This is a genomic window from Enterobacter sp. BIDMC93 (genome assembly GCF_001037805.1).
GTDB lineage: Bacteria > Pseudomonadota > Gammaproteobacteria > Enterobacterales > Enterobacteriaceae > Enterobacter > Enterobacter hormaechei_C.
This window is the reverse complement of sequence record NZ_KQ089962.1, coordinates 3,023,162-3,037,335: the sequence shown is the minus strand read 5'-3', so window position 1 is coordinate 3,037,335 and position 14,174 is coordinate 3,023,162. Positions and strand designations below refer to the sequence as shown.

11 protein-coding genes are annotated in these 14,174 nt (G+C 56.3%); 3 read left to right on the top strand and 8 right to left on the bottom strand.

From position 1 onward, the window contains the following. Positions 1-7 precede the first annotated feature (7 nt). Both SK58_RS14135 and ydgH read right to left on the bottom strand, forming a co-directional pair. The gene (locus tag SK58_RS14135; protein WP_003857548.1) at positions 8-1,390 is read right to left on the bottom strand and encodes an amino acid permease; all 1,383 of its coding nucleotides are present in this window, start codon (positions 1,388-1,390) and stop codon (positions 8-10) included. 185 nt (positions 1,391-1,575) lie between these two features. Beyond that, the gene (gene ydgH, locus SK58_RS14130; protein ID WP_000769339.1) at positions 1,576-2,520 is read right to left on the bottom strand and encodes a DUF1471 family protein YdgH; all 945 of its coding nucleotides are present in this window, start codon (positions 2,518-2,520) and stop codon (positions 1,576-1,578) included. Positions 2,521-3,055: 535 nt separating this feature from the next. Between ydgH and pntA the strand changes: the two genes are divergently transcribed. The 3 genes from pntA to SK58_RS14115 all read left to right on the top strand — a co-directional run bounded on the left by pntA (position 3,056) and on the right by SK58_RS14115 (position 7,200). Beyond that, the gene (gene pntA, locus SK58_RS14125; RefSeq protein WP_045329760.1) at positions 3,056-4,585 is read left to right on the top strand and encodes a Re/Si-specific NAD(P)(+) transhydrogenase subunit alpha; all 1,530 of its coding nucleotides are present in this window, start codon (positions 3,056-3,058) and stop codon (positions 4,583-4,585) included. Positions 4,586-4,595: 10 nt separating this feature from the next. Next, positions 4,596-5,984: a Re/Si-specific NAD(P)(+) transhydrogenase subunit beta gene (gene pntB / locus SK58_RS14120; protein WP_003857541.1), complete on the top strand. Its 1,389-nt coding sequence runs from the start codon at positions 4,596-4,598 to the stop codon at positions 5,982-5,984. Between the two features lie 106 nt (positions 5,985-6,090). After that, positions 6,091-7,200: a mechanosensitive ion channel family protein gene (locus SK58_RS14115; protein WP_017694101.1), complete on the top strand. Its 1,110-nt coding sequence runs from the start codon at positions 6,091-6,093 to the stop codon at positions 7,198-7,200. Positions 7,201-7,240: 40 nt separating this feature from the next. Here the strand turns inward: SK58_RS14115 and uspE are convergent, their stop codons facing one another. The 6 genes from uspE to SK58_RS14085 all read right to left on the bottom strand — a co-directional run bounded on the left by uspE (position 7,241) and on the right by SK58_RS14085 (position 14,116). After that, positions 7,241-8,191: a universal stress protein UspE gene (gene uspE, locus SK58_RS14110; protein WP_006808916.1), complete on the bottom strand. Its 951-nt coding sequence runs from the start codon at positions 8,189-8,191 to the stop codon at positions 7,241-7,243. Between the two features lie 137 nt (positions 8,192-8,328). Continuing rightward, a complete protein-coding gene (gene fnr, locus SK58_RS14105; protein WP_000611906.1) occupies positions 8,329-9,081 on the bottom strand; it encodes a fumarate/nitrate reduction transcriptional regulator Fnr in 753 nt (250 codons plus the stop codon). 183 nt (positions 9,082-9,264) lie between these two features. Continuing rightward, on the bottom strand, positions 9,265-9,780 hold the full coding sequence (ogt, locus tag SK58_RS14100; RefSeq protein WP_015570643.1) for a methylated-DNA--[protein]-cysteine S-methyltransferase: 516 nt from the start codon (positions 9,778-9,780) through the stop codon (positions 9,265-9,267). A 9-nt stretch (positions 9,781-9,789) separates the two neighbouring features. Next, positions 9,790-11,316, bottom strand: coding sequence for a p-aminobenzoyl-glutamate transporter (gene abgT / locus SK58_RS14095; protein WP_032104209.1), 1,527 nt, complete (start codon positions 11,314-11,316; stop codon positions 9,790-9,792). A 44-nt stretch (positions 11,317-11,360) separates the two neighbouring features. Beyond that, positions 11,361-12,806: a M20 family metallopeptidase gene (locus SK58_RS14090; protein WP_048220133.1), complete on the bottom strand. Its 1,446-nt coding sequence runs from the start codon at positions 12,804-12,806 to the stop codon at positions 11,361-11,363. Next, the gene (locus SK58_RS14085) at positions 12,806-14,116 is read right to left on the bottom strand and encodes a M20 family metallo-hydrolase (protein WP_048220130.1); all 1,311 of its coding nucleotides are present in this window, start codon (positions 14,114-14,116) and stop codon (positions 12,806-12,808) included. The genes SK58_RS14090 and SK58_RS14085 overlap by 1 nt, the downstream gene beginning before the upstream one ends. Positions 14,117-14,174: the final 58 nt, after the last annotated feature.

Here is a 14,174-nt window from a genome sequence, read left to right as displayed (position 1 = left end):
GGCGGCGCTATCCCATTAACATCCACGTTGCCGGTACGGCAGCGACTAACAGCAAACCTATCAATGCCATTTCGCGGCGCTTAAGGGCATTATCAAGCTGATGTGTACGGCGAGCGTAGATAAACACCAGCAGGCCCGGCGCGTAGAGCACCACGGACAGCAGCAGATGCATCGGTCCGGAAGCATACAACAACCATAGACCGTAAATACAGGCGCCGACGCCTACCGCATAGTGTGCCGGGCGGGTCGCAATTTTTAACAGATATGCGCCCACTAAGAAATAGGGTACCAGAATCATCTCGGAGGCGATGGTCAGCAGCGTGTTATAGTCCGATCCTGTGAGCCAGATCAGCACCAGACAGACCTGCACGCTGATGTTGGTGAGCCACAGAGAGGCCGATGGCGCACTGTTTTTGTTCTGACGGGCAAACAGGCGCGGGAACGCTTTGTGCGTGGCGGCCAGGAACGGGACTTCCGCTGCCATAATGGTCCAGCTCAGATAGGCGCCGCAAACGGAAACAATCAGACCCGCCGCGATAATCACGTCCCCCCAGGGACCCAACATTTTCACCATCAGCCCGGCCATGGACGGGTTACGCATTTCCGCAAGTTCAGGGCGAGCTACCACGCCGAGCGACAGCAGCGTCACCAGCAGATAAACGCCCAGCGCCGCCAGTACGGCCAGCAGCGTGGCGCGTCCCACATCGCGCTTGTTACGCGCGCGGGCAGAGACCACGACGGCACCTTCAACGCCGATGAACACCCACAGGGTGATCAGCATGGTATTTTTCACCTGTTCCCAGACGGGGACGCCCAGCGCAATGCCGCTGAAATCGAGCGTAAAGACATCGAGACGGAAGGCGAGGAAGGCCAGCACGACGAACAGGCCAAGCGGCACCAGCTTGGCCAGCGTCGCCACCAGGTTAATGCTGGCTGCGGTCTGGACGCCACGCAAAATCAGCCAGTGAACTATCCACAGCAGGACCGAGGCGCCGACGATGGACTGCCAGGTATTGCCGTCGCCAAACAGGCGCAGTTCGGGCGTATCGGTAAAGAAGCTGAGCGCCGAGAAGACGATAACCAGATAGGAGACGTTGGCGATCACCGCGCACAGCCAGTAACCCCAGGCGGAGCAGAAGCCGATCAGCTCGCCGAAACCTTCCCGGGCGTAAGTGAATATTCCGCCGTCCAGATCCGGTCGGATACGGGTCAGCAGCAGCATGGCGAACGCCAGCAGCAAAATCCCGACACCGGTAATGCCCCAGCCAATCAGTAATGCGGCCGGGCTGGCGACGGCCGCCATGTTCTGCGGCAAACTGAATACGCCCGCGCCCAGCATTGAGCTCAATACAAGTGCAGTTAAAGCACTCAGGCCAAGTTTCTTTTCCATTGGCTTCCTGTTATGAAAAGTCCAAATCCAGAATAATTATTTCGCTAAGGCGCATAAAAATGGTGGATCACGCTAAGGCGCGGGATTTTACGGAGTGTGAAGGATGCATGCAATGACGTGTGGCAGAAATCAGAAAAAAAGTAACAAAAAAGGCGGCACTGCGCCGCCTTTATGAAACCGTTTTGTTACTTGTACAGATCGGCGCTGATGGTCAGGTTGTTACCACGTTCCTGCCACTGGCGGGTGATGTGGTAATACTTCGCGCCTTTCTTCGCAGCACGCTTCGCCACCTGATAGGAGATTTCCGTCATGTTGCCATAGTTGCCCGTAAACTTGATGCTGTCGAACGGCACCATCTGCGCGGCAGTGGCTTTGTTCAGCTCTTCAATTTTCGTGCCGTCTGGTAACGTAACGGTATAACGACCGCCTTTGGTGGATTGGGTTTCAAAGAAACGACCCACTTCAGCGCTTGGTGCCGCCGAGGTTGCAACGCCCGGAATTTCCACTTTCTTCGCTTCTTCACCGCCTTTCGCTAACGCGGCACGTCCCGCATCTGAATCCGCTGGAATGGCATCCGGGCTTTGTACTACGCGTTTTTTCGCATCTTGCTTATAGATGAAGGCGGTGATGCGCTGGTTTCCGCCCTGGTTGGCATCAACCTGACGCACGATATAGAACGCGTAAGCGCCTTTTTCTCTCGCGGCTTTGGTGATGGCATCGTTAACTTCAGGCTGGCTGCGGTAGAAGCCCTGAACGGTCACGGTGTCATACGGTTCCAGCTGAACAGCCTGATCTTTCGGCAGTTCAACAATGCCGTTAATCACGCGGTTTTTCTGTTCATCTGCTTTTGGGGCATTCTCTTTGTACAGCGCAATCGTCACGCGCTGGTTGCCGCTGTTGCCCTGATCGGACTGGTCAACAACGTAAAACGAGGCAGCGCCGTTTTTATCGGCGGCTTTTGATGCGGCGGCGACGGCATCGCCAATAGAGTTATAGCGACCCACAATGACCGTATGGTCAAAAGGTTTTAACGCTGCCGCTTGCTCCGGCGTCAACTCTGTCGCGGCATTCGCAGACAGGGCGGTCGCGGAAAGAAGTGCGGACGCCAGGAGTGTGTTCTTAAGCTTCATAAAAATAATCCTTCGCCTTGCGCAAACCATGTACTGGTGTTGTTGTTAATTTGAGACGGTCCCGATTATGGCATTTAACACCCGTCGCTGTCTGCGGCATTTTTCACAGCCTGTGCTCACCAAAGGACCTGATTCGATAACATTTTGTGATATGTGGAAAAAACAGGCGTTTCACAAGCAAAACTGATTAAGCATATGACTTTTACAAGTTAATTTAATGTTAATGAGTTGTTCTTTTATGGCGCTATATCATGTTTTTACCGCTTCGCTTGCGCGATTTATCGGTCCTGAAGGCGAATTTAAGGTAAATATCTCTGTCAGTGACCCCGATCGCTTATTTTTCACAGATAAAGTAAGAAATAGTGTTTTCTGGCGGTAGATCACGGGCGCTATTTTCAGTAGGTTATAGAAAGTTTGTTACTGTTTTATTTTCCGGGGTTAATCATTCTCCGTCGATATCTCGATGGTGAAAATTGATACAAACCGTGGGCAATTATCGACAAACCATCATCAAAAACCGATGGAAGGGAAAACTATGCGTATTGGGGTACCAAAAGAACGGTTAGCCAATGAAACCCGCGTAGCGGCGACACCAAAAACGGTGGAGCAACTGCTTAAACTGGGTTTTACCGTCGCGATTGAAAGCGGCGCGGGCAAACTGGCGAGTTTCGATGACGAGGCCTTTACTCAGGCTGGCGCGGAAATAGTGGACGGTGCTGAGGTCTGGCAATCACCCATCATTCTGAAGGTCAACGCACCGGAAGAGAGTGAAATTGAACTGCTGAACGCGGGCACGACGCTTGTGAGCTTTGTCTGGCCAGCCCAAAACCCGGAGCTGATGGAGAAGCTGGCAGCACGCGGTGTCACCGTGATGGCGATGGACTCCGTGCCGCGTATATCGCGCGCGCAGTCTCTGGACGCGCTGAGCTCCATGGCGAACATTGCCGGCTATCGCGCCATTGTCGAAGCTGCGCATGAGTTTGGTCGCTTCTTTACCGGTCAGATTACGGCGGCAGGTAAAGTACCACCCGCGAAGGTGATGGTGATTGGTGCCGGTGTGGCAGGTCTTGCCGCTATCGGGGCCGCAAACAGCCTGGGCGCTATTGTTCGCGCGTTTGATACCCGGCCGGAAGTGAAGGAGCAGGTGCAGAGTATGGGCGCCGAATTCCTTGAGCTGGACTTCAAGGAAGAAGCGGGCAGCGGTGATGGTTACGCGAAGGTCATGTCTGAAGCCTTTATTAAGGCGGAAATGGCGCTCTTTGCGGCGCAGGCAAAAGAGGTGGACATCATTGTCACCACCGCGCTTATTCCGGGTAAACCGGCGCCGAAGCTGATCACCCGTGAGATGGTGGATTCCATGCAGCCGGGCAGCGTTATTGTCGATCTGGCGGCGCAAAACGGCGGTAACTGTGAGTATACCGTGCCAAACCAGGTCACGACGACCTCGAACGGCGTGAAGGTGATCGGTTATACCGACCTGCCAGGGCGTCTGCCAACCCAGTCCTCTCAGCTGTACGGCACGAACCTCGTTAACCTGCTGAAGCTGCTCTGCAAAGAGAAAGACGGCAACATTACCGTTGATTTTGATGATGTGGTGGTGCGTGGCGTTACCGTGGTGCGGGAAGGGGAAATCACCTGGCCTGCACCGCCGATTCAGGTTTCCGCTCAACCTCAGGCTGCGCCGAAAGCGGCGCCAGAGCCCGCGGAGCCAGCAAAACCTGCGTCGCCGTGGCGCAAATACGCCATCATGGCGCTGGTTATTATCCTGTTTGGCTGGCTGGCGGACGTCGCGCCAAAAGAGTTCCTTGGCCACTTCACCGTCTTCGCGCTCTCCTGCGTGGTGGGTTACTACGTCGTGTGGAACGTCTCCCATGCGCTGCATACCCCGCTGATGTCGGTCACCAATGCCATCTCCGGGATTATCGTGGTTGGGGCATTGCTGCAAATTGGTCATGGCGGCTGGATCAGCTTCCTGAGCTTCATCGCAGTGCTGATCGCCAGTATCAATATTTTCGGTGGTTTCACCGTGACTCAGCGCATGCTGAAAATGTTTCGTAAAGGCTAAGGGGTAGCATATGTCTGGAGGATTAGTTACAGCCGCATACATTGTTGCTGCAATCCTGTTTATTTTCAGTCTGGCGGGGCTTTCCAAACACGAAACGTCTCAGCAGGGAAATAACTTTGGTATCGCCGGGATGGCGATTGCACTGATTGCCACTATCTTTGGGCCGGACACCGGCAACGTGGCGTGGATCCTGGTGGCGATGATCATCGGCGGCGCGATTGGTATTCGTCTGGCGAAACGCGTTGAAATGACCGAGATGCCGGAGCTGGTTGCCATTCTGCACAGCTTCGTGGGTCTGGCGGCGGTGCTGGTGGGCTTCAACAGCTACCTGTACCACGAACCGGGCCTGGAGCCGATTCTGGTGAACATCCACCTGACCGAAGTGTTCCTCGGCATCTTCATCGGTGCGGTGACCTTCACCGGGTCGATTGTGGCGTTCGGCAAGCTGCGCGGGAAGATCTCTTCCAAACCGCTGATGCTGCCTAACCGCCACAAGCTGAACCTGGCGGCGCTGGTCGTTTCCTTTGTGCTGCTGGTGGTCTTCGTGCGTACCGAAAGCGTAGGCTTGCAGGTGCTGGCGTTACTGGTGATGACCATCATCGCGCTGGCCTTCGGCTGGCATCTGGTGGCGTCTATCGGCGGAGCAGATATGCCGGTGGTGGTTTCCATGCTGAACTCCTACTCCGGTTGGGCGGCGGCGGCGGCAGGCTTTATGCTGAGCAACGACCTGCTGATTGTCACCGGTGCGCTGGTCGGTTCTTCCGGTGCGATCCTGTCTTACATCATGTGTAAGGCGATGAACCGTTCGTTTATCAGCGTCATCGCGGGTGGCTTCGGTTCTGACGGCTCATCAACCGGTTCTGATGAGGAAGTGGGTGAACACCGTGAAATCAGCGCGGAAGACACCGCAGAGATGCTGAAAAACTCGCATTCCGTCATCATCACCCCAGGCTATGGCATGGCGGTGGCGCAGGCGCAGTATCCGGTGGCGGAAATCACCGAGAAACTCCGCGCGCGCGGCATCAAGGTTCGCTTTGGTATTCACCCGGTGGCGGGGCGTCTGCCAGGCCACATGAACGTGCTGCTGGCGGAAGCGAAGGTGCCTTACGACATTGTGCTGGAAATGGACGAGATCAACGATGATTTCGCCGACACCGACACCGTGTTGGTGATTGGCGCCAACGACACCGTTAACCCGGCGGCGCAGGACGACCCGCGTAGTCCGATTGCGGGTATGCCTGTTCTCGAAGTGTGGAAGGCGCAGAACGTCATTGTCTTCAAACGCTCTATGAACACCGGCTATGCTGGCGTGCAGAACCCGCTGTTCTTTAAAGATAACACCCACATGCTGTTTGGCGACGCCAAGGCCAGCGTGGATGCGATCCTGAAAGCGCTGTAATTGCGCTTCATCCTGACAAACCGCCCCTGGGGCGGTTTTCTTATTTCTGCGGCCAGCTTTTCTCCTCTGTCTATACTTTACCCTTTGTGTAATACGAGGAGGTGTAATGCGATTTTTGTCCCGCTTCGACATCATCGAGCTGATGATGACGCCGTCTTTCTGGATCGGCGTCGCCACGGTGGTTTTTGTGACTCTGCTGGTGTACTGGCTGCTGACGCGTCTGATCGCCTTCGTTAAGAAAGGGATCACTACCTGGGGCGACAAGCACCCCACCACCAACCGGATGCGTTTTATCCTGACGGATATGCTTAACCGCACCAGCCGCTTCCTGCTTTTTGTCGTGGCGCTGTTATTCAGCCTGCGTTTCGTCGACTTACCGGATCATCTCTTTGGTACCGTGAGCCACGCCTGGTTCCTGGTCTTCGCTATCCAGGTGGCGCTGTGGATGGATCAGGGGGTGGTGTCGTGGCTTCGTCACGTCATGCTGGCGCCGGGAAGCCATAAAAACCCGGTGACGCTGGTGATCACGGGGCTTATCCTCCGTGCCATAGTCTGGTCAGTGATGCTGCTGTCTATTCTTGCTAACGCGGGCGTCAACATCACTGCTCTGGTTGCCAGCCTTGGGGTAGGGGGTATTGCAATCGCCCTCGCGGTGCAAACGATCCTGAGCGACGTGTTTGCATCGCTTTCCATCGGTTTTGATAAGCCGTTCGAAATTGGCGATTTTGTGGTGTTTAACGATGTCGCCGGGACGGTAGAGCACATTGGCCTGAAAACCACCCGTATCCGCAGCCTGAGCGGGGAGCAGATTGTCTGCGGGAACGCCATTCTGCTGCAACAGACGCTGCATAACTACAAACGGATGCAAACGCGCCGGATCGTCTTTACCTTCGGGGTTGCCAGCGACACGGCGCCGGACAAACTGCGTTCAGTGGGTGATATGGTCAAACAGATCATTACCGACGTCGGGGAAACGAAGTTTGACCGCGCCCATTTCCTGGGCTTCGATCGCGATCGCCTGACCTTCGAGGTGGTCCATATCGTTAATACGGCGGACTACAACAAGTACATGGATATTCAGCAGGAGATCAATATCCGTATTCTGGAGGGGCTGAACCAGCAGGAGATCAAGCTGGCGCTGCCGAGCATGGTTCTGCACGCGCCCTGGATGAATGCCGGCGACGAGGCACCGACGCAGCGGTTGAGCGAAGCGTAATAAAAAAGCCCGCCGTTACCGGCGGGCTTTCATTTTGGGGTCAATCGTCTTCCTCATCGTCCAGTTCAACCGGCGTTTGATACTGATCCGGTTTGATGACCAGAAGGTCGCAGCGCAGGTGGTCAATCACCTGCTCGGCGGTATTTCCCAGGAACGCGGCAGAGATACCGGTCCGGCCAATGGTGCCCAGCACCACAATCCCGGCCTGCAAATGTTCCGCCAGATCCGGAATAACCTCTTCCGGTAACCCTTTTTCTACGTGCGTCATATTCTCATCGATACTGAATTTCTGGCGCAGCGCTTTCATGGCCAGCAGATGCTGACCGCGAATCGCGTCGTTATACACGCTCGGGTCAAATTCAGGCAGCTCGATGGCGATATTGATTGGCGTAACCGGATAGGCGCCCACCAGATGGACTTCGGTGTGGTTAACCTGGTCGGCAAGCTGGATGGTTTCCTTCACCAGCTTCTCGTTCAGCGAATTGTGATAATCCTCTTCGCTGGCCAGATTCACCGCCACGACGGCTTTCCCGCCCTCAGGCCATGGCTGATCTTTCACCATCCATACCGGGCAAGGGCATTTGCGCAGCAGGTGCCAGTCGGTTGGAGTGAAAATCACGGATTCCAGTTTGTCATGCTGGTGCGCCATTTTCAGCAGCAGGTCATGCCCACCGGCCACCACTTCCTGAATAATGGCTTCGAAAGGTCGGTTGTGCCAGACCACTTTGATATCAATCGGTACGCCCGCTTCCAGGTAATATTTCGCCTGCTCGCGGATCCACGCGGTACGCTGGCTGATCACTCCCTGACGCATAGCGGTGCGCTCGTCAGGCGACAGAAGGGTGGTCATCTCGTATGAGAAGTCATAAATCGGCAAAAAGGCTTTAATTTTGCCACCAATCCGTTGATGTAAATACACAGCACGTCGTAATGCCGGCTGATCGTCCTGGTTAGGATCGATAGCCACCAGCATGTTTTGATACTTTGCCATACAGGTCTCCTTACTACTGTCACCACAGTCTGTAAGTAAAAGAGTAACCTATATATCTTGAATGAAACAGGGGGGAAGTTTTTGCCAGATCAATAATCATGAAAATTTATCGACCTGGCATAAGATATCCGGGAGAGTTATGCCACGTTACGTGAGTGACCCGCCAGAATGGCCAGCGCTTCACCGTTTTCGATGGTGATGTACTTACCTTTAACCGCCAGCATTCCGCTCTTCTGGAAGCGACCCAGCAGACGGCTGATGGTTTCCACGGTCAGGCCCAGATAGTTACCAATATCACCGCGCGTCATGGTCAGACGGAATTCACGCGGGGAGAAGCCACGCTCCGCGAAACGGCGGGAGAGGTTATAGATAAAGGCGGCCAGACGCTCTTCGGCATTCTTTTTGGAAAGCAGCAGGATCATATCCTGATCGCCTTTGATCTCACCGCTCATCAGACGCATCATCTGCTGACGCAGGTTCGGCATCTTACCGGACAGATCGTCCAGCGTCTCAAACGGGATTTCGCAGACCATAGAGGTTTCCAGCGCCTGAGCAAAGCTCGGGTGATGGCCACTGCCGATGGCGTCAAAGCCGACTAAATCGCCTGCCAGATGGAAGCCGGTGATCTGCTCGTCGCCCTGTTCGGTAATGGTGTAGCTTTTGATGGTGCCAGAACGGATAGCATAGAGCGATTTCAGTTCGTCTCCCGCCTTAAACAGCGTCTGCCCTTTCTGAATAGGCTTTTTGCGCTCGATGATATTGTCAAGCTGATCGAGTTCGTGCTCATTCAGAGTAAACGGGATACAGAGCTGGCTGATGCTGCAATCCTGGCAATGGATAGCACAACCGCCAGACTGAATGCGTCGTATAATTCGCTTTTCCGGGATCATAGGTTTGCTCAAGCCTTAATTGATATTGGTCAATTTTAACATCTTTTTGGTAAGGACGTAAGTCTGGCAAACCCCCAATAAAGACAAGAGACGGCAGCGTGTTGCCATCTCCTTGAAATTCCACAGAATGATTAAGGATTATGAACCTAACAGGAAGAAAATTAAGCACAAAAAGCCTGGGAATTACAACAGAAAATACCCTTCGTGACGCAGCAGCCACTCTTTGCGCTGTACGCCCCCGGCATAGCCGGTGAGGGTGCCGTTGCGCCCGATCACGCGATGGCAAGGCACCACAATGCTGACGGGGTTAGAGCCATTTGCCGCACCGACCGCGCGCGCCGCGCCGGCACGGCCAAGCTGTTCTGCCAGCTGACCGTAGTGCATCACCTGCCCGCAGGGAATATTACGCAGCGCCTGCCACACCTCGCGCTGGAAAGGGGTGCCCGCCGTGGCGGTTGGCAGGGTATTAATAATGCTGAGATCGCCCTCGAAGTAGGCCGTCAGTTTATCGCTCAGCCCGCCAGGATTACGGGCAGTAATACGCTCGTAACCCTCGGCGCGATAATGGATGTTGAGCAGCTCTACCATCCGGTCGCTGTGCTCTTCCCATTCAACCGCGCGCAGATTGAACGCTTCATCCGCGATAACCCACAGCGGCCCCAGCGGCGTCGCAATCTTATCTTCGAGTAATCTCAGCATCAGTACTCCTTAGTTCAGCCTCGGGTAAACACCCGGTCCAATCGGCAGGCCGACAAGATACCACGCCACCAGCATCACCAGCCATACCCCTAAGAAGATAAGCGGATAGGGCAGAACCAGCGAATAATAGGTACCCAGCTTAGCCTCCGGTCTGTAGCGTTGCAGGAAGCCTAAAAACAGCGGAACGAAGGGTGACACGGGCGCCAGCGGGATCACCGAGGAATCGGCGACACGGAACAGGATCTGGGCGAACGCAGGATGGAAGCCGAGCATCATAAACATGGGGACAAAGATGGGCGCCAGAATCGACCAGATGGCCGACCCGCTGGCAATAAACATGCACAGCAGGGACGACAGCAGCGCCAGGCCGACAAACGCCGGAACACCGCTCAACCCCGCCGCCTCCAGCGCGTCCGTCAGGCTCACGGCCATAAACTTGCCCATATTGCTCCAGTTAAACATGGCGACAAACTGCGCCAGCGGGAACACCATCACGATAAAACCCGCCATCTCCTTCATCGGCTCGATCATCAGGTGCGGCAGATCTCCCTGACGGCGGATTTTGCCGGTGGCGATGCCGAACGCGAGCGAAACGACGAAGAAGAAGAGAATTATCAGCGGCACAATGCCCTGAATAAACGGCGAGGGCAGTACGGTGTGTTTGATCGGATCGCGCAGCACGCCATTTTCCGGCACCACCATCAGCGCCACCACCGCAATGAACGCCAGCGAGACGATCCCGGCTACGCGCAGGCCGAACTGCTGCTCTTTGCTCAGCGTCTCCAGCTTTTCATCGCTCCGGCCTTCCCATTTACCCAGGCGCGGCTCAATGATCTTATCGGTAATCAGCCCCCCGACAATCGTCAGGACAATCACCGAACTGGCCATAAAGTACCAGTTGTCGATCACGCTGACGTGCATAGTCGCATCGATGGTGCTGGCTGCCTCCGTACTGATGCCGGAGAGCAGCACATCGGTGGTCACGATAAGCAGGTTAGCGGTAAACCCACAGCCGACGCCCGCAATCGCCGACAGCAGGCCCGCAACAGGATGACGGCCAACGGCGAGGAAAATCAGCGCCCCCATCGGCGGCATGATCACCAGCGCCGCGTCGGACGAGATATGGCTGAAGAAGGCAATAAACAGCACCATATAGCTGGCATAACGCGCGCTGACGTGCGAGGCCATTTTCACCATCAGCGCGGGCAGCAGACCCACGCGTTCGGCCAGTCCCGCGCCTAACACCAGCGCCAGGATGGCGCCCAGCGGCGCAAAACCGCTGAAGTTTTTAATCACGTTCGGCAAAAACCAGTGCAACCCTTCAACGCTGAGCAGGTTTTTCACTGCTACCATACTGCCGTCGGCCGGGCTGCGCACGCTCACCTCAAAGGCGGACAGCACGGCCGTCGCGACCATCAGGATGACAATTAAATAGATAAAAAGCAGGAAAGGGTGCGGCACTTTATTGCCGATCCTTTCAACCCAGCCATAGAGCTTACCGGATGGGGAATGCGAAGGTATGGAAGACATACTCATGGGCGTTCCTCGGGACTGTTGTTGTGTTGTTGTGTTGTGTTTTTTTATTTTAAAGGTGACGGCGTCACGCCCTGCGGGATCGGACACTCGTACGGTTTTTCTGTTATGTGTTGTTCGAACTCTTCCCGGCATTTTCGCAACAGGTCGGCATCCTGAAGCAGATGCAGCGCGGTCGCGCCCATCACTTTTCCGGCCAGCAACATGCCTTTATGGGCAATTGAGGTACGCCCCTGCGCCACTAGTTGCCAGGTATGCAGTGGGGTGCCGACGGTAAAACAGGGGCTAAAGCACTGTGCAACAGGCATCTTCCAGCTGACATCCCCCACATCGGTGGAGCCTGCCAGCACGTTATCGGTGATGGCGTAAGGGGCAACTTCATCCACCAGCAGCGTCTCCTGATGGCGTCGGGCAAACGCTTTTCCCTCTTCGGCCCCCGTTGCGGCAATGTTTTTCAGGCTGTTTTGCAGGTCGTTTGCCGTGAGCGTGGCGCGGATTTCACGGGCAAATTCGCGTTCCTCTTCCGTCCAGGCCGGCGTGCCATAATGCTGCAATGCGCGGTACATCGCCGCTTCGAGCGTACGGTTCGGCAGATAGCTGGAGCAGGCTTTATCAAAGCGGCACTCGACGGTGGTTTCGGTCATCATCGCCGCACCCTGGGCGATTTTCTCGATGCGCGCGTAGATCTGCTGCGCATCGGCCATCTCCGGGGCGCGGATCAGGTACAGCACCTCGGCCTGGGCCTGTACCACGTTGGGCGAAATCCCGCCGGTATCGGTGATGGCGTAATGAACGCGCGCTTTTTCAATGATGTGTTCGTTGAGGAAGTTTGTACCGGTGGTCATCAGCGTCACGGCATCCAGCGCGCTGCGCCCCAGATGTGGGGAGTTTGCGGCATGAGCGGCGATCCCCTTAAACCGCCAGGCGGCCTGAATATTGGCCAGCGTGCTGACGTTAAACATCCCGGCAAAGGCCTCCGGGTGCCATGTCACGGCAGCGTCCACGTCGTCAAACAGCCCTTCACGTACCATAAAGGTTTTACCGGAGCCGCCTTCCTCGCCGGGGCAGCCGTAAAATCGTACCGTTCCGCTGCCGCCGTGTTGTTCCAGCCAGCTTTTCACCGCCACCGCCCCGGCGAAGGCAGCAGTGCCTAACAGGTTATGCCCGCAGCCGTGGCCGTTCGCCCCCGGGGTGGCGGATTGCGCCGTCGCGCAGTGCGCCTGCTGGCTTAGCCCGGCCAGGGCATCGTATTCGCCCAGAAGGGCGATAACGGGCTTGCCGCTGCCGTAGCTGGCAATAAAGGCATTGGGAATGCCTCCGGTTTCCCGCGTCAGGGCAAAGCCCTCGGCTTCCAGCGCACTGGCGAGCCGTTCGGCGGACCAGAACTCTTCGAAGCGCGTTTCGGGATGATCCCAGATGTCGTCGGCAATATCGGTAAACGTCTGACATCGCGTGTCGATGGCATCGGCGATAAAAGCGTAGTTCTCCTGCATTACACACCTCGCGTCCACGGGAAATTAAGCGCAGTTCGCGCCAGCGTTTCGATGGCAACGTTCATCACCTGCTCATCAAAATCGAATTTTTCGTTGTGATGTCCGGCGCTCAGCTCGGTGCCGAAGACCATATACGAGGCCATGCCGCCGTTCTGCTGTACGCGGGCCATCATTAGCGTGGCATCTTCGGAGCCCGCAGGCGCTTTGACCTTATCAATGGCATGAGTCACGCCGGGCACCTGGCTTGCCTGTTCGCGCAGATAATCGACCCAGGCCGGGGAAGGGGCGCTGGAGGTCGCCGCCCCCATCAGGTTTACCCCGGCTGTTACGCCGTAGAGCGCCGCCGCGCCGGTAATTACCGCCTGTGCGCGCTCAAAGACATACTGATTAATAGCCTCGCTTTCGCCGCGGGTTTCAACCTTAAGCAACGCACCAGCCGGAACCACGTTGCGTCCGCTGCCCGCCTGCATGACCCCGACGTTAACCCGGGACGCGCCTTCGCTGTGTGGTGCGATGCCATGCAGCGCGATGGCGGCCTGGGCAGCCGCGAGTAGGGCGTTACGGCCCTCTTCTGGTTTACCGCCAGCGTGTGCGGCGACCCCGGTAAAGCGCACGTCAAATTTGGTGGTCGCCATGAAGTTATCGCTGCCGCAGATCACCGTCCCTTCCGGAACGCCGGTCCCGATATGAATGGCGGTAAAGTAGTCCACGCCGTCCAGCGCGCCTGCGGCGACCATAGCCCGCGCGCCGCGCGTACCCTCTTCGGCAGGCTGGAAGATCAGTTTGATGGTGCCGTTGAGCTGCGCTTCATGCTGCTTAAGCACCTGCGCGAGCCCCAGACCAATGGTGGTATGCCCGTCGTGGCCACAGGCGTGCATCATGCCCGGGTTGCAGGAGGCAAACCCGTCGCGGTACGGTCGGTGGCTGTCGTCAAGCGCTTCGCTTAAATCAAGTGCATCCATGTCTACCCGAAACGCCAGCGTTGGGCCCGGACGTCCGGTATTCAGGGTCGCGACAATGCCGGTGAACCCGCCCTCAAACGGCGCCAGCCATTTCTCCGGCGCGCCCTGTGCCCGGGCGCGGGCAAACTCTCGTGAAAGGGTGGCGTCATCGGGCAGTCCCATACGGCTTTCGGCATCGACCACGTCGCGCCCCATCGCCAGTTCGTAGCCCAGCGAGTCGAGGATCTCCGCGACTTTCGCAGCTGTTCGAAACTCCACCCAGCCGGATTCCGCGAAATGGTGGAAATCGCGACGCCATGCGCTCAGTTGTGGGGCTAATGTCTGGATGTACTGCGCCAGTGCGTTCATATCTTTTCCTGTCATCATTAAAATATGTGAACTGCTTCACGCTGTGATAGTTTTTACT